Origin of the sequence: Vibrio palustris (assembly GCF_024346995.1) — a bacterium.
Lineage (GTDB): Bacteria > Pseudomonadota > Gammaproteobacteria > Enterobacterales > Vibrionaceae > Vibrio > Vibrio palustris.
In genome coordinates this window covers 1718056-1733322 of sequence record NZ_AP024887.1, presented here as the reverse complement: position 1 = coordinate 1733322, position 15267 = coordinate 1718056, and the positions used below count along the sequence as shown (strand labels likewise).

Sequence of the window (15267 nt, the reverse complement as noted above, 5' to 3'; positions counted from 1 at the left end):
ACGGCTTTAAGTGAAACCTAGACGTTGGTGTGCCTTGTCTGCCGCGCTTTATTGGCGACACGCCAGCGTTGAAGATAACGTTGGATCAATAGAACAATGGATCAAGAAAAGACTGGATCCTGATCATGATTATCGCGCGGCAACATCAATTTGTAGTTGTCACTGTAGTCCACAGGGATAGCAACAACGGATGGCCCTTCAACGTTCATCGCCGCCTGTAATACTGACTGTAATTCATGGGCACTGGTCACGGCAAAACCTTTCGCTCCGAATGATTCGGCATACATCCTGAAATCAATCGGGCCAAATTTTACGCCGGAATACCGTTGGTATTTTTTCAGTTCTTGCATTTCTACCATATTGTACGCGTTATCAACCCAGATAATATGGAGAATGTTACAGTTGAGCCGGACGGCTGTCTCTAATTCCATGCTCGATTGCATAAAACCACCGTCTCCAGAAACCGAAATGATTTTATGACCAGGCTTGAGTAAACTAGCGCTGATGGCCCAAGGCAGCGCGACGCCCATGGTTTGCTGGCCGTTAGATACCAACATTTGGCGCGCGCGGAAGCAACTAAGGTAGCGAGCAATCCAAATATGGAAGCTGCCCATATCTAAGCACATGGTTGTATCTTGCGACACAATTGCCTGCATTGCTTTAATAAGGGTCAGTGGATGAAACCCCTGTGAGTTGTGCGTGAGCGGGTAATGTTTAATCACTTCTCGTTGTGTGGCGACTTCATCAAGCACAGAGCAGGCAATCGGAGAAAGTAATGTTGCTTCCGATATGGCCTCACTGACCTTGTCGAGCGATTGCGCGATATCACCAATAATCTCGACACAAGGTTGGTAGTTCAATTGATATTCGGCAGGTTCTATATCGACATGGATAATGGCACAACGATGACGATTCCATAATTCCGGATCGTATTCTATGGGACTAAAGCCAACCGTAATAATTAAATCCGCGTCACGCAGTAATACATCACCCGGTTGGTTATTAAATAATCCGACACGTCCGGCAAAGTGATCATAGTAAGTAATGTCGACGGCGCCGGCAGCTTGATAGGTACCGACAACGGGAAGTTGCGTTTTTTGTAAAAATTGAGCAATCGCGGTTTTGTTGGTACTCCGACTGGCATGTAGACCGAGTAATACCACGCATCGTTTAGATTGTTTGATACGGCTCACCGCCTCTTCTGTTGCGGCGCTGTCGGCTATGCCTGGTTGGCTATAATGTGAGGGAACAATAATGTCCGTTTGTGTTGAGTCGGTTAAGACATCTTGCGGTAGGCTAACAAAGCAGGCTCCAGGGCGACCCGATTCGGCGATACGAAACGCATTAGCCATCACTTCGCTAGCAGCATCGGCATGCTGCACTTCCGCGCTGAATTTGGTGATGGAACGAAAGATGCTTACCGTATCAATACTTTGGTGAGTCTGCTTTTGTTGGTCGGTACGTTTCACAGCACCACCAAGTGCGATCATCGGGTCGCCTTCTGAATTGGCCGTCGCGACACCCGAAACCAGGTTTCCACAACCGGGCCCAGAGGTCACCATGGCAACGCCCGCTTTGCCCGTTAAACGGCCAACAGCACCTGCCATAAACGCGGCATTGGCTTCGTGGCGCACAGGTATCATCTCGATATTTGTGTCTTCAATGGCATCAAACAAGGGGTCGATTTTGGCACCCGGAATACCAAAAACCGTTTGGATACCCAGCGACTCCAATTGTAGTGCGATTAACTGAGCTCCGGTTTGGTTTGCAGGTTGAGATGGCATAGTTTATTCCTTATTAGGTTGACCTAATTGTGTTATTTTTCTGCTTTTTCAATGGCGGACCGGATATCGTCAGGTGCCAAGTTGGCATTGAGAAAACCGTCTGATGTTGGGGTGTCAATGACTAACTTTGACACTTTACCTATCTGCAGAACGCCCGATGACACTCGATAATCTTGAATGTGTCCGCCACCTTGGCGGTCATCGGTAATGAAATGTTCGTGGTAACCGGGAACATTGATTCCCGTCGTGTATTGCGGGCTACGAAAGCCAGCGACAACACCGTGCCGATGAGCAAAACTAAACGTCGGTTGTGCTTTGATCGCTTCCAACATTGGTCGATAAGGCGGGGTCTGTTTAGGGACAGTGCGGGTGCGTACAAAGTCAAACACGCCATCAATGCGTACGGCGCAAAAAATGTTATCGCTAGGAACCATTTTATCGATGAGATCATGGACCTCAGAGCGAGTCATGGCAGCGTTGAGGGGCAGTTCGATATCTGCATTGAAAAAGGTCATCACCGCAAATGGTGTTTTTTGTTCCATCGTCGCAGGATTGGCCGAACCATCGGATTTAAGCTGATAAACGTCTTGATCAAAAGCAATAAGCTCACCATCAAGTTGGTCAAACGTACCTAAACCAAAATCGCCGTGCTCACGTAACTGAGCTATGCTTGTCGTTCCTTCATAAATGCCTGCAATCAGGGCACTCATCAATGATGTTTGATAAATTTCGCCCTCACCTGTGGTTTGATGGTAGAGCGCATATTCTTTTGCAACATCAAACGAGCAGGCACATTGGGAGTTAGAAAGTTCACGCATGTTTTTATCCGTTTATGCAATAGTGTGTCTATTAAGGTTGACTTTGTTACACGGATAAATCCAATATAAAAAAGATTTATTTTGATATAGAAAAAATATGGAATTTCGTCACTTAAAGTACTTCGTTACCGTTGCTCAGTTACGCCATTTTACGAAAGCGGCTGAACAGCTAGGAATTGCACAGCCACCGTTGAGCCAGCAGATAAAAAAGCTGGAACATGAATTAGGTGTGGATTTATTTAAACGTCTATCTCGTGGTGTTGAATTAACGCGTGCAGGGGAGGTCTTTTTAAAAGATGCAGAAAGTATATTAGCGGATGCACAGCGTGCAGAGGCAAGGGTACGGCAGGTGGCTCGTGGTGAGAGCACGCAAGTGAATATTGGTTTTGCGACCTCTACCTCAACGTGTATCCCTGTACTGGAAAAAATGGCTTCCATCCAGAGTAATGGCATTCACTTTAATACCGCGGAAATGCCGATGCCAGAGCTGGTGGCGCAACTTAAGAATAAGCAACAAGACCTTGCGATCATGCGTGTACCTTGTTACGCCAGTGAACCGTTTGAACGAAAACGGTTACTTGATGACCCGTTTGTTGCTGTGATTCCGGCCCATCATCCATTAGCGCGGTTTAAGAGTATTCAACTGCATCACCTCAAAGAGCAAAAACTGTTGTTGTTTCCGCGAGAAACGGGCCCTGCGCTGTATGATGCGTTGAGCGCGTTACTGGGCGATGCGGGTATACGATTGCAGCCGCAATTTGCCTCGCCGCAGTTGCGCACCACTATTGCTATGGCTCAGGCAGGATTTGGAATCGCTATCGTGCCATATTCCTTAGCCGAGCATTTGGATGATTCTGCGGTGATTGTCAGCATCGAGGGTATGACGCTTACTAGCCAAATCGTGGTGGCTTGGCAGGCATCCAACTTGAACGCTCAAGCACTGAATGTCGTAGCGAAATTGAGTGCTATATCTGCAGGCGAAACACGTTAGCAACATCGTATTTGCGAAATAGTTAAAACAAAAAGGATGATATCGTTCAGAGTCGGTTGTCATTTAATCGCGTTTATCAACACTTTGCTTTTGCGGACTAAAAGTACGTATTAAGTCAACCTTATGCCTTTTTGTTATAAAGAGGGGTCGTAGGCTCAAATGTGTCACACTTAAACGATATTTTCCTTCGTTTATTGGGTACACTAGCAACGTTGTTAGATTACGTAAGATTGGGTATGGAAGTAGAAGAGATTTATCGGCGAGATTTGAATCTGTTAGTTGCGCTGCGAATTCTGGTTGAGGAGCGCAGTGTGAGCCGAGCAGCGAATCGTTTAAACCTAAGCCAGTCAGCAATGAGTCGGATTTTAGGGCGGCTACGCAGTTTACTCGCCGATCCTTTATTCACACGTCAAGGTCAGTATCTGATTCCGACTGAAAAAGCCTTATCGGTAAACCGAGCGTTAGGTGAGCCTCTTGAGTCTTTTCGTCAGCTCTTATCACCTATCGATTTTGATGCCAAATCTTGCGAGCAAACGTTCACGATTGCAACGACCGATTATGCCATGCAAACGCTTATGCCTTTTGCGTTACCTCGTATTTATCAGGAAGCTCCGCATGTTGCGTTTGATTTTTTGCCGCTACAAAATGAGCACTTTAAGGATCAATTTACTTATGGCCGAGCTGATTTAGCCATCTGCCGCCCTATTCATTCGATTGAGCCATTGCAGCATGAAATATTGGGTCGGGTGGGGGTGCTATGTTTGTTGTCTAAACATCATCCACTGGCGGATAAAAACATGGAGCTGGATGATTATTTAGCTTACCCCCATGCCATGATAGCGATTAGTGATGGGGTAAAACTACTGCTTGAACAGGCTCTGGCAGATAAACCGCAACGGCGTATGGTTTTGAGGGCTTATCATTTAGAAGCGGCACTCGCGATCGTCGATATGATGCCGCTCATTATTACCGTCCCTGCCGATTTGGCGTATTTAGTCGCGGCGCGTTATGACTTGATCGTAAAACCGTTACCCTTTGATTTTACGCCTTTTGATTACTCGATGATCTGGCACCCGCGTTGTGACCACTCACCAGCACAAATCTGGTTGAGAAATATCGTCAAAGAAGAGTGTGGCAGGCTTATCGCGAAACGTGTAGAAGACATGGGACTAGATGAAGTAAGGCCGTGATCGGCCTTACTCAAAAAGCGGTTAAAGCTTGATTACGACACGGCCTGTATTTTGGCCGGTGGTAATTTTTTCTGCATAGTGCGGCGCGTCAGCTAATGTGATTTCGGTGCACGCTTGCTCGAAATATTCAGTAGGTAATAATTGTGCCAGTTTTTCCCATGCGGCCATGCGTTTTTCACGAGGGCAGCTTACCGAATCCACGCCTTGTAGGCGAACATTACGCAAAATAAATGGCATGACGGTTGTCGGCAAATCAAATCCGCCGGCAAGTCCGCAGGCTGCCACCGCGCTGTTATAGCTCATTTGAGTTAACACTTTTGCTAACATTTTGCTGCCAACCGTATCAATGGCGCCAGCCCAGAGTTGCTTTTCTAGTGGACGTGCAGGCTCTTCAAATTCAGAGCGTTCAATGAGTTGACTCGCGCCGAGTTTTTCTAGTAATGGACCATTTTCTTCGATGCGACCAGTGACGGCAGCAACCTTATAACCAAGTTGTGATAGTAGAGTGACGGCGACAGAACCGACGCCGCCGCTGGCGCCTGTTACCAAAACGGTGCCATCTTCAGGTTTTATTTCAGCGTCAATGAGCGCTTGAACACACAGCATGGCTGTTAAGCCAGCGGTACCGACCATCATCGCTTGTTTTGAGGTTAAACCATTAGGAAGAGGAACAAGCCATTCTGGCTTCAAGCTCGCTTTTTGAGACATCCCTCCCCAGTGATTTTCTCCCACTCCCCAGCCTGTTAAGACAACTGAATCACCTTCTTGGTAACGAGGGTCATCTGAAGTAAGGACTTTTCCTGCTAAGTCAATGCCTGGGACCATTGGGAAATTACGGATAATTTTGCCTTTGCCGGTAATCGCAAGGCCATCTTTATAATTGAGTGATGAGTAATCAACCGCAACCAACACTCCCTCGTCGGGAAGTTGTGATTCCTCAAGCTGTTCAATCGCGGCAATGGTTGTTTTATCTTCTTGATTCAGAATTAACGCATCAAACATAACGTGCTCCATAAATAGGGAATGATAATTTATGGCAGTCTAACGCTGATACTGTTATGAATGAAATGAAAGTTTAGCATATAGGGTTATGCAAAATAATCATACTCAATAGCGTCTCGAAACGTTTGTATGCTAAGCATAGCAACGACCATCCATAATGTTAGCGGAAGTTCTCGTTATTAGTATGGTGGTTGACAAGACGCTTGCTGAGTTGTCCGGTTTAATCTAGCCGAAAAAGCCGATTAGTCGAGGTACCAGTTTGTGGCATAAACCACGAGCACGATAAGCAGGACTAGTGAGATGAGAGAGGTGATGATTATCGCTAATTTCTTCATGTAGCTTACTTTGTCAAACACTTCGCCTTTGGCTTCTCTGACTCTTCTATCTTCCTCAAAATGCCACTTAATTGCAAAGTAGCCACCAATACACAAGACAATAATTTTGAAAGCGCCTGCTACGTAAGGGAAAGCATCACCTAATATGTGACCCATTATCTACCTCCATTAAAAATAGTGATTTTATAGTAACATAATCAAAGGGACATGTTGACGTTTAGGGCTCGCTAAGCATGGGCATTTTATTGTTTGTGGATGTGTTTAAAAAGCAGGAATGTCGCTTGTTTTCACTACAAGCTTGACTTTAGGTATAAAAAAAGACGCCTAGAGGCGTCTTTTTTTATTGAATTTGGCTCCCCCTGCGGGACTCGAACCTGCGACATACGGATTAACAGTCCGGCGTTCTACCAACTGAACTAAGGGGGAATTGCTTAATGCGGGGCGTATACTAGCGATTGTGATTTTTTCTGTCAACGTTTTTACGCGGTAAAAATAATAAAAAAGTAACATTTTTTTCTTTACATTTCTGTAGCCCTTACCAGTTCTAGGCTGTGTTTACTTATCCACTATTTTTGTGGATAAGTGTGTGAATTACCTTGGGGTTATTATTTTTTTATTCACAGGGTTAAAATGCATGTGACAATATAAGGAATGGATTTTTCTTTTAACTTGTTGTTATTATTAGTTTTAAATTAAATTTCCACGTTGAATCTATTCTGAGTGTCATGGACTGAGAATGTTATTTTTATGTGGATTTTAGAAAAAATGGGGACAAGCCGTGGATTGTTTTTTTGTTTTTTGATGGTGTAGAGCAGCGGGGCCGAGGATAATATCAGACTAAGCAGGAGCGATCTATAGCTATCCGTAGAAAAACAGAAAATTCATCATGATAAAAAATACAAGCATGATTAATGCTGATCATTACGGCAAATATGTTTAATAAACGATAGATAATTCTTTAAGGAATGTCTTGCTATTAGAGAACGTCAGCGGCGAAAATAGAGAATAAGCAGTCAGCCGGAATATTAGGGGATTTATGAGTAAAGCGTTTGAGTTAGTGTCTCACTACCAACCAGCTGGGGATCAACCTGAAGCGATTAGCGCACTTTTGGAAGGCATTGATGCGGGTTTAGCCCATCAAACTCTACTCGGTGTCACTGGCTCAGGAAAAACGTTTACGTTAGCGAATGTGATCGCCCAGTCACATAGACCGACGATTCTGTTGGCGCCAAATAAAACGTTGGCGGCGCAACTTTATGGTGAGATGAAGAGTTTCTTTCCTAATAATGCCGTTGAGTATTTTGTATCTTACTATGACTACTACCAACCTGAAGCCTATGTACCGACAACAGATACATTTATTGAGAAAGATGCCTCTGTAAATGCTCACATTGAACAAATGCGACTTTCTGCAACTAAGGCTCTGCTCGAACGTAAAGATGCCATTATCGTTGCGTCTGTGTCGGCGATTTATGGCTTGGGTGATCCGGATTCTTACTTAAAAATGATGCTGCATTTACGTCGCGGTGATGTCATGAACCAGCGTGATATGCTGCGTCGCTTGGCTGAATTACAGTACACACGTAATCAAATGACGTTTGAACGTGGTCAATTTCGCGTCCGCGGTGAAGTGATTGATATTTTCCCTGCCGAATCAGAACAAGAAGCGGTAAGAGTGGAAATGTTTGATGATGAAATTGAAAAAATCAGCTTGTTTGATCCACTAACTGGGGTGATTAAACAGCGAGATCTTGCCCGTTTTACTGTCTACCCGAAAACTCACTATGTGACGCCTCGCGATAAGATTTTGGAAGCCATCGATAATATCAAGCGCGAGCTACAGCAGCGTCAGCAGTATCTACGTGATAATAATAAATTGCTAGAAGAGCAAAGAATTACGCAGCGCACGCAATTTGATATCGAAATGATGAATGAATTGGGGTTTTGCTCTGGTATAGAAAACTATTCGCGTTATCTTAGTGGTCGCAATGAGGGTGAGCCGCCGCCAACTTTATTTGATTATTTGCCCCATGATGGTTTGTTGGTCATAGATGAGTCACACGTGACGGTGCCACAGATCGGTGCTATGTATAAAGGTGATCGCTCACGCAAAGAAACCTTAGTGGAGTATGGTTTTCGTTTGCCTTCCGCGTTAGATAACCGCCCATTAAAATTTGATGAGTTTGAAGCGTTAGCGCCACAGACCATTTTTGTGTCTGCGACTCCAAGCCAGTATGAATTAGATAAATCTGACGGAGATGTCGTTGAGCAGGTTGTCCGCCCGACAGGCTTGTTAGATCCAGAAATTGAAGTTCGTCCAGTAGCGACTCAAGTTGATGATTTATTATCAGAAATCCGTCTGCGCTCAGCAGAAGGAGAGCGAGTCTTGGTGACAACGTTAACCAAGCGTATGGCTGAGGATCTAACGGAGTACTTGCACGAACATGACATAAAGGTGCGGTACTTACATTCAGACATTGATACGGTTGAACGTGTCGAAATTATTCGTGACTTACGCTTAGGTAAGTTTGATGCGCTAGTGGGGATCAACTTACTGCGCGAAGGTTTAGATATGCCAGAAGTGTCACTAGTAGCAATACTTGACGCGGATAAAGAAGGGTTTTTACGTTCGGAACGCTCACTGATTCAAACGATTGGCCGTGCGGCACGTAATGTGAAAGGGAAAGCAATTTTATATGGAGATCGTATTACACGCTCCATGAAGTTAGCGATTGATGAAACCCATCGTCGGCGCGAAAAGCAGCATTTACATAATGAAGAATTGGGGGTAACTCCGCAAGCGCTCAAAACTAATATTAATGACATTATGGAGCTTGGTGAGGCAACGAAAGGCAATAAACAGCCTAAATCGAAAGCCATACCACTGAGTAAAGTGGCTGAGAAATCAGGAGATTATGACGCATTAACGCCTCAAGAGCTAGAGAAAGAAATTCAAAAACTTGAAACCACCATGTATCAGCACGCTCAAGATTTAGAATTTGAAGCGGCAGCTAAACTTCGCGATAAAATCGAAACGCTCAGACACCAATTTATTGTCAATAGCTAAACTTAATTACAGACATAAAAAAAGAGCCAATAGAAAGGCTCTATTGGCTATAATATTGTGAACATCGAATTCACTAACAACGTCAGTTGGCTAGGTGACCCTTGCGGGTCATAATTATATAAAGCATATACTGTGCCAAAATGTAAACTCTGAAAAATCAGTGATGTTGTAGTGAATATAACTAAAAAAACAAAAGAATTTGCATAATGCAATGATGAATGCGAAGATTCTGCGCAAAATGCAAATCCGTTACGGCTAGGTTATGGAATTAGAATATCCCCCTCAACATTCAAAGTATTTGTTGATGGTGGAAGATACGGCATCAGTGGCAGCACTGTATCGCTCGTATCTTACGCCGTTAAACATTGATATTACGCTGGTTGGTACCGGTCATGATGCGATTCGTTCAATTTCCGAGCGAGAGCCTGATCTGATTCTGCTTGATTTACGCCTGCCTGATATGACGGGCATGGACGTGTTGTACGAAGTCAAACGTGATCACCCACATGTACCGATTGTGTTTATGACTGCGCATGGTTCCATCGATACCGCCGTGGATGCGATGCGTCATGGTGCTCAAGATTTTTTAATTAAGCCGTGTGAAGCGGATCGCTTACGGGTTACTGTAAACAATGCGATGCGTAAAGCTAGCAAGTTAAAAGATGACGCGTTGGACCCCGATAATCAAAATTATCAAGGGTTTATTGGTAGCAGCCAAACGATGCAAGCGGTATATCGTACGATTGATTCAGCTGCCAGCAGTAAAGCAAGTATTTTTATTACCGGAGAAAGTGGCACGGGTAAAGAAGTATGTGCGGAAGCAATTCATGCCGCGAGTAAACGCGTAGATAAACCGTTTATTGCCATAAACTGCGCGGCGATTCCGAAAGATTTAATTGAGAGTGAATTGTTTGGTCATGTGAAAGGGGCGTTCACGGGCGCGGCAACCGATCGCCAAGGTGCCGCTGAGCTTGCCGACGGTGGTACGCTCTTTTTGGATGAGTTGTGCGAAATGGATTTGGATCTGCAAACTAAATTATTAAGATTTATCCAAACCGGAACGTTCCAAAAAGTCGGCTCTTCTAAGATGAAAAGTGTTGATGTACGCTTTGTATGTGCAACTAACCGTGATCCATGGAAAGAAGTACAAGAAGGCCGTTTTCGTGAAGATTTATATTATCGTTTATACGTGATTCCACTGCACTTACCTCCGTTAAGAGAGCGAGGTGAAGATGTGATTGAAATTGCTTATTCCTTGCTCGGTTTTATGTCGAAAGAGGAAGGCAAAGGCTTTGTGCGCATGGCTTCTGAAGTTGTTGAGCGCTTTAAACAGTATGAATGGCCGGGTAATGTACGTCAGCTACAAAACGTATTGCGTAATGTTGTGGTGTTAAATGAAGGCCGAGAGATATTGCTTCCTATGTTGCCACCACCGCTCAATCAACCCGTAGAGCCCCAACCGGTCACCAGTGGTAACAGTATGATGGATATGCCGCTATCAGTGAGTGATATTCATCCTTTATGGTTAACTGAAAAACTTGCGATAGAGCGCGCTATTGAAGCGTGTGACGGAAATATTCCTCGTGCCGCTGGTTACCTCGATGTTAGCCCTTCGACCTTGTATCGTAAATTACAAACGTGGAACAGTCAGAAAGTGAAAGAAAAGGAAAGTTAGTCTGCATGGACTTATTGAATAAGAACAAGATAGATACGCTTGCCAGTGAAATAGGGCAAGAGAATGTTCCAGTATTACTCGGAATTTTTTTAAGTGAACTCGCGTCGTACGAAGAGACCCTACGTGGGCAAGAACATGGCGATAGTGAATACTTAAAAGAAGTCAGTCATGCATTGAAAAGTAGTGCAGCAAGTTTTGGCGCTGATAAATTATGCGCCAAAGCCATTGAAATCGATAGCATGGTGAAGCTTGGGCTCGATATGGATGTCGTAGCAGAACATGATGATTTACAGCGGCTATTAAAAGAAACGCGTGAGCGATATGAACGGCTCCAGCCATCATCGGAAGCTTAAGTCACAAGCCATTGCTTATCGGCAATGGCTTGTTGTCATTATGGCTGCATGTGTTCTTCGATAGCCTGTTGTAGTTTACTGCGATCATGACGCCAGCGACGGTTTAGTGATGCCAAGTCACGCGTGACACAATTCCAGCGATCCTCTAATTCTGGGTGAGCGTGCTCGCCAATCACCACATCAATTGGGCGGGCGTGAAAAGAACGCTCACACCATTCCAATTTTTGTTGCAGTGTCATCAGTTTTGCCGGCCCAAATTCTGGGCTCAAATTCTCAATAAAGATGACAGTGGCGCGAGTATTCGCGGCAATAGCGTTGGCGAGTTCGGGTAATAATAGCGGAGGCATCACACTGGTTAAAAAACTGCCAGGACCAAGGATGATAGTATTGGCATGATTAATAGCATGAATGGCTTCTCGAGTGGCAGGCACTTCAGGATCCAAATCAAGCCTTAGTAACGGCTCCTGCATATCATCGATGTTAGTTTCACCAGTGACCCATTTTCCTGTTGTTGACAGGCCAGCTAAATCACTTGGGTGCTCTGCCATCGGCAATAAGTTCACTTCGACACCCAGCATATTGCGAATTAAATTAATGGCATCCAAAGGTCGCACCGACAGGTTATCCAGCGCTGTGAGGATAAGGTTGCCTAAGTTATGACCGTTGAGCTCCCCGGCTCCTTTAAAACGGTATTCAAACATCATCGAGCTAATGCAAGGCTCAGTAATCAATTGATTGAGACAGTTACGCATGTCTCCCCAAGCGATACCACCTTGGCAATGACGAATTCTGCCAGTAGACCCACCATTATCTGTGGTCGTGACAATCCCCGTGGCATGATTGCCGAAGTCTTTCAGCGCGGCCAATACGCGGCCTAATCCATGCCCTCCGCCGATGGCGACGACTTTATGAGTGTTATGCAATGACATATTTATTTTCTATTTTGTCACAGTCACCCAGGGTGGGTGACTCATTAATAATAATGGATAGTATAGAAAATTTGGTTTAGATGGGGAATTTTTTATCAATTAGGGTAGAAACCGCTGCCAACATTAAGTATTTTAACGCCATGCTGCTGAGCGTATTTTTTATTCTTAAAAAGACCTCAGTTGCCATAACTCCGAGTTTACTCACCTAAGTCTTCCGGATAGGGTGTGTAATCCTGTGGCAATACCGCCACGCGGGCATCACTAGAAATGATGATGCCTCCCGTGTTTGGAAAGGTGTTTCATGGCGCAACAATTCGAAGATAGTTTTCGGCGTAAGTTTAATTATTTACGCCTGTCCGTTACGGACGTATGTAATTTTAAATGTACCTACTGTTTACCCGATGGGTATTACCCAACAGGCAGCAAAAACTCGTCATTTCTGACCTTGCCCGAGATCGAACGTATTGTGACAACGTTCGCCGCTTGTGGCACGTCAAAAGTGCGTATCACCGGTGGTGAGCCGACATTACGCAAAGACTTTTTAGACATAGTGTCGACAGTGGCTAGTGTTCCTGAAATTAAGAAAGTAGCGACGACAACTAATGGTTATCGCATGGCTGCAAATGTGCATGATTGGAAAGCCGCTGGCCTGACGAATATAAATGTCAGTATCGATAGCTTAGATCCACGCATGTTTAAGCAAATCACGGGTCAAAATCGTTTTCACCAAGTCATGCAAGGGATTGATGAAGCGTTTATCGCTGGTTATGAGCAAGTCAAAGTGAATGTCGTCCTACTCAAAGATTTAAATCATCACGCTTTGCCTGATTTCTTGAATTGGATCAAAGACCGTTCGATTCAATTGCGTTTTATTGAGTTAATGCAAACCGGAGAAATGGATAGTTTATTTGATAACCATCATGTCTCGGGCGTGCAGATTCAAAATTCACTGATCGCCAATGGTTGGAGTATGAAACCACGTCAACTGACCGATGGCCCGGCTAAGGTATTTACTCATCCTGACTACCTAGGGGAAGTTGGGTTAATTATGCCTTATGAGCGGCATTTTTGTCAGACCTGTAACCGTTTACGAGTATCCGCACTGGGTAAGCTGCATTTGTGTTTATTTGGTGAGGAAGGTGTGGAGTTACGCGATCTTTTGCAATCTGATTCACAGCAAGAAGCGCTTATCGCGCGTATCGGTGAGCATTTACAGGGTAAGTCAGTGAGTCACTATTTACATGATGGCAATACGGGGATGACCCCACATTTGGCATCGATTGGTGGTTAGTGTGGATCTGTTCTGAACGCCGCATATGCGCGATGTTCAGTCATTACAAAAAATCAGAGGCAGTTGTCGTGGTATGACTGCCATGCATAAAAAGTGAAAAAGGGGAAGACTATGGGTCATGGTGCTAATGAGTTTCAAGCCGCCAATATCGCGGTGTTAACTGTGTCAGATACGCGTACTGAAGATGATGATACATCAGGCCAATATTTGGTTGAATCATTAAAAGATGCCGGTCACCGCTTAGCCGAGAAAAAAATTGCGATTGATGATCGTTATTTAATTCGTGCCATTGTGTCGCAGTGGATTGCAGATGAAGATGTGCAAGTTGTTTTGATTACTGGTGGGACAGGATTTACCTCTCGAGATAGCACACCAGAAGCCATTAAACCGTTATTTGATAAAGAAGTTGAAGGGTTTGGTGAGCTATTTCGTATGGTGTCTTATGATGAAATTGGTACCTCCACGATTCAATCGCGCGCGTTAGCGGGTTTTGCTAATCACACCGTTATTTTTGCTATGCCAGGGTCTACGGGCGCATGTCGTACCGCATGGACAAAAATTTTACGCGATCAGCTCGATTCGACGCATCGCCCATGTAACTTTATTCCTCATTTATAAGCGAGAATGTGAATGTCTGAATTGACACATATTAATGATGCGGGTGAGGCCAATATGGTCGATGTGTCGCAAAAAGCTGAGACGGTACGTGAAGCCCGTGCTGAAGCTTGGGTTACGATGGCACCTGAGACTTTGCACATGATTGTCTCAGGGCAGCATCATAAAGGCGATGTGTTTGCTACCGCCCGTATTGCCGGAATTCAAGCGGCAAAACGTACATGGGAGCTGATTCCGCTTTGCCATCCATTATTATTGTCCAAAGTGGAAGTACAGATTGAAGCCTGTGAAAAAACGCACCAAGTACGAATTGAATCACTGTGTAAGTTAGCGGGAAAAACCGGTGTTGAAATGGAAGCACTGACGGCAGCCTCAGTGGCGGCACTCACGATTTACGACATGTGTAAAGCCGTACAGAAAAATATGGTAGTTGAGTCGGTACGCTTGCTAGAAAAAACGGGCGGTAAATCGGGTCACTTTAAGGCGGAAGTATGATTACGGTATTATTTTTTGCGCAAACACGCGAATTAGTGGGATGTGACAGCTTAACAATATCCGCAGAGTTTTCTGATATTGAAGCCGTGCGTCAACATTTAGCTACGCAAAGCGATAAATGGGCGCTTGCGCTCGAAAGCGATAAGCTACTGTCCGCGCTTAACCAGACGATTGTGCCAATGAACACCAAATTGAGTGATGGTGATGAGATCGCGTTTTTCCCTCCCGTGACTGGGGGCTGATATGGAAAGAAAGGTGGTAGTTCAAGCTCAGGATTTTGTGTTGTCTGAGGAATACGAACGTTTATCGCAAGCAACGGATATTGGTGCCGTGGTCAGTTTTGTTGGTAAAGTTCGTGATATGAATCTAAACGATGATGTCATTGGGCTAAGCCTTGAGCATTATCCTGGTATGACCGAAAAATCGTTGCATGAGATTGCCGAACAAGCAGAGCAGCGTTGGCCATTATTGGGTGTGACGATCATTCATCGTATTGGTGATTTAGATTTAGGTGACCAAATTGTGTTAGTTGGTGTGGCGAGTGCCCATCGACAGGCCGCGTTTTCAGCGTGTGACTTCATTATGGATTACCTGAAAACCCAAGCCCCTTTTTGGAAAAAAGAACGCACAACGACAGAAACTCGTTGGCTTGACTCTCGTGAGTCAGATCGATTGGCCGCGCAACGGTGGCAAGAAAGTTAACAAGACAAAGAGCGCTGCGG

15 protein-coding genes, 1 tRNA gene and 1 riboswitch are annotated in these 15267 nt (G+C 44.7%); of the genes, 10 read left to right on the top strand and 6 right to left on the bottom strand.

The window, feature by feature from the left end:
- Positions 1–101: 101 nt before the first annotated feature.
- Positions 102–1784, bottom strand: a complete 1683-nt coding sequence (gene alsS / locus OCU30_RS08180; protein WP_077312326.1) for an acetolactate synthase AlsS — start codon at positions 1782–1784, stop codon at positions 102–104.
- Positions 1785–1816: 32 nt separating this feature from the next.
- Positions 1817–2602, bottom strand: a complete 786-nt coding sequence (gene budA, locus OCU30_RS08175; protein WP_077312329.1) for an acetolactate decarboxylase — start codon at positions 2600–2602, stop codon at positions 1817–1819.
- 97 nt (positions 2603–2699) lie between these two features.
- Here budA and OCU30_RS08170 point away from each other — a divergent pair, with 97 nt between their 5' ends.
- A complete protein-coding gene (locus OCU30_RS08170) occupies positions 2700–3593 on the top strand; it encodes a LysR family transcriptional regulator (protein ID WP_077312331.1) in 894 nt (297 codons plus the stop codon).
- A gap of 236 nt (positions 3594–3829) precedes the next feature.
- Positions 3830–4783: a LysR family transcriptional regulator gene (locus OCU30_RS08165; protein ID WP_077312333.1), complete on the top strand. Its 954-nt coding sequence runs from the start codon at positions 3830–3832 to the stop codon at positions 4781–4783.
- Between the two features lie 21 nt (positions 4784–4804).
- Here the strand turns inward: OCU30_RS08165 and acuI are convergent, their stop codons facing one another.
- From acuI to OCU30_RS08150, 3 genes are all read right to left on the bottom strand, one after another.
- The gene (acuI, locus tag OCU30_RS08160; RefSeq protein ID WP_077312335.1) at positions 4805–5785 is read right to left on the bottom strand and encodes an acrylyl-CoA reductase (NADPH); all 981 of its coding nucleotides are present in this window, start codon (positions 5783–5785) and stop codon (positions 4805–4807) included.
- A gap of 242 nt (positions 5786–6027) precedes the next feature.
- A complete protein-coding gene (locus tag OCU30_RS08155) occupies positions 6028–6276 on the bottom strand; it encodes a hypothetical protein (RefSeq protein ID WP_077312337.1) in 249 nt (82 codons plus the stop codon).
- Between the two features lie 194 nt (positions 6277–6470).
- Positions 6471–6546 (bottom strand) — tRNA-Asn (locus OCU30_RS08150).
- 610 nt (positions 6547–7156) lie between these two features.
- Here OCU30_RS08150 and uvrB point away from each other — a divergent pair.
- The 3 genes from uvrB to luxU all read left to right on the top strand — a co-directional run bounded on the left by uvrB (position 7157) and on the right by luxU (position 11215).
- Positions 7157–9187: an excinuclease ABC subunit UvrB gene (gene uvrB, locus OCU30_RS08145; protein WP_077312339.1), complete on the top strand. Its 2031-nt coding sequence runs from the start codon at positions 7157–7159 to the stop codon at positions 9185–9187.
- Positions 9188–9449: 262 nt separating this feature from the next.
- Positions 9450–10862 carry a quorum-sensing sigma-54 dependent transcriptional regulator LuxO gene (gene luxO, locus OCU30_RS08140; RefSeq protein WP_077312341.1) on the top strand — a complete coding sequence of 471 codons (1413 nt, stop codon included), beginning with the start codon at positions 9450–9452 and terminating at the stop codon, positions 10860–10862.
- Between the two features lie 5 nt (positions 10863–10867).
- Positions 10868–11215, top strand: a complete 348-nt coding sequence (gene luxU, locus OCU30_RS08135; RefSeq protein ID WP_077312344.1) for a quorum-sensing phosphorelay protein LuxU — start codon at positions 10868–10870, stop codon at positions 11213–11215.
- A gap of 38 nt (positions 11216–11253) precedes the next feature.
- On the opposite strand, the gene yvcK is transcribed toward luxU, so the two are convergent.
- Complete coding sequence (gene yvcK, locus OCU30_RS08130) at positions 11254–12144, bottom strand: uridine diphosphate-N-acetylglucosamine-binding protein YvcK (RefSeq protein ID WP_077312345.1); 891 nt, start codon at positions 12142–12144, stop codon at positions 11254–11256.
- Positions 12145–12321: 177 nt separating this feature from the next.
- A riboswitch (molybdenum cofactor riboswitch) is annotated at positions 12322–12458 on the top strand.
- Here yvcK and moaA point away from each other — a divergent pair.
- From moaA to moaE, 5 genes are all read left to right on the top strand, one after another.
- Complete coding sequence (gene moaA, locus OCU30_RS08125; RefSeq protein WP_077312347.1) at positions 12446–13435, top strand: GTP 3',8-cyclase MoaA; 990 nt, start codon at positions 12446–12448, stop codon at positions 13433–13435. It overlaps the preceding riboswitch by 13 nt.
- A 111-nt stretch (positions 13436–13546) precedes the next feature.
- Positions 13547–14053 carry a molybdenum cofactor biosynthesis protein B gene (gene moaB, locus OCU30_RS08120; protein WP_077312349.1) on the top strand — a complete coding sequence of 169 codons (507 nt, stop codon included), beginning with the start codon at positions 13547–13549 and terminating at the stop codon, positions 14051–14053.
- Between the two features lie 12 nt (positions 14054–14065).
- Positions 14066–14545, top strand: a complete 480-nt coding sequence (gene moaC / locus OCU30_RS08115; RefSeq protein WP_077312351.1) for a cyclic pyranopterin monophosphate synthase MoaC — start codon at positions 14066–14068, stop codon at positions 14543–14545.
- Positions 14542–14787: a molybdopterin synthase sulfur carrier subunit gene (gene moaD / locus OCU30_RS08110; protein WP_077312353.1), complete on the top strand. Its 246-nt coding sequence runs from the start codon at positions 14542–14544 to the stop codon at positions 14785–14787. Before moaC ends, moaD begins: the two co-directional genes overlap by 4 nt.
- A 1-nt stretch (position 14788) precedes the next feature.
- Positions 14789–15247: a molybdopterin synthase catalytic subunit MoaE gene (gene moaE / locus OCU30_RS08105; protein ID WP_077312354.1), complete on the top strand. Its 459-nt coding sequence runs from the start codon at positions 14789–14791 to the stop codon at positions 15245–15247.
- Positions 15248–15267 lie beyond the last annotated feature (20 nt).

Excerpts from the sequence above, each read along its gene's own strand:
- alsS (WP_077312326.1), bottom strand. The coding sequence starts at position 1,784 with ATGCCATCTCAACCTGCAAACCAAACCGGAGCTCAGTTAATCGCACTA.
- budA (WP_077312329.1), bottom strand. The coding sequence starts at position 2,602 with ATGCGTGAACTTTCTAACTCCCAATGTGCCTGCTCGTTTGATGTTGCA.
- OCU30_RS08170 (WP_077312331.1), top strand. The coding sequence starts at position 2,700 with ATGGAATTTCGTCACTTAAAGTACTTCGTTACCGTTGCTCAGTTACGC.
- OCU30_RS08165 (WP_077312333.1), top strand. The coding sequence starts at position 3,830 with ATGGAAGTAGAAGAGATTTATCGGCGAGATTTGAATCTGTTAGTTGCG.
- acuI (WP_077312335.1), bottom strand. The coding sequence starts at position 5,785 with ATGTTTGATGCGTTAATTCTGAATCAAGAAGATAAAACAACCATTGCC.
- OCU30_RS08155 (WP_077312337.1), bottom strand. The coding sequence starts at position 6,276 with ATGGGTCACATATTAGGTGATGCTTTCCCTTACGTAGCAGGCGCTTTC.
- uvrB (WP_077312339.1), top strand. The coding sequence starts at position 7,157 with ATGAGTAAAGCGTTTGAGTTAGTGTCTCACTACCAACCAGCTGGGGAT.
- luxO (WP_077312341.1), top strand. The coding sequence starts at position 9,450 with ATGGAATTAGAATATCCCCCTCAACATTCAAAGTATTTGTTGATGGTG.
- luxU (WP_077312344.1), top strand. The coding sequence starts at position 10,868 with ATGGACTTATTGAATAAGAACAAGATAGATACGCTTGCCAGTGAAATA.
- yvcK (WP_077312345.1), bottom strand. The coding sequence starts at position 12,144 with ATGTCATTGCATAACACTCATAAAGTCGTCGCCATCGGCGGAGGGCAT.
- moaA (WP_077312347.1), top strand. The coding sequence starts at position 12,446 with ATGGCGCAACAATTCGAAGATAGTTTTCGGCGTAAGTTTAATTATTTA.
- moaB (WP_077312349.1), top strand. The coding sequence starts at position 13,547 with ATGGGTCATGGTGCTAATGAGTTTCAAGCCGCCAATATCGCGGTGTTA.
- moaC (WP_077312351.1), top strand. The coding sequence starts at position 14,066 with ATGTCTGAATTGACACATATTAATGATGCGGGTGAGGCCAATATGGTC.
- moaD (WP_077312353.1), top strand. The coding sequence starts at position 14,542 with ATGATTACGGTATTATTTTTTGCGCAAACACGCGAATTAGTGGGATGT.
- moaE (WP_077312354.1), top strand. The coding sequence starts at position 14,789 with ATGGAAAGAAAGGTGGTAGTTCAAGCTCAGGATTTTGTGTTGTCTGAG.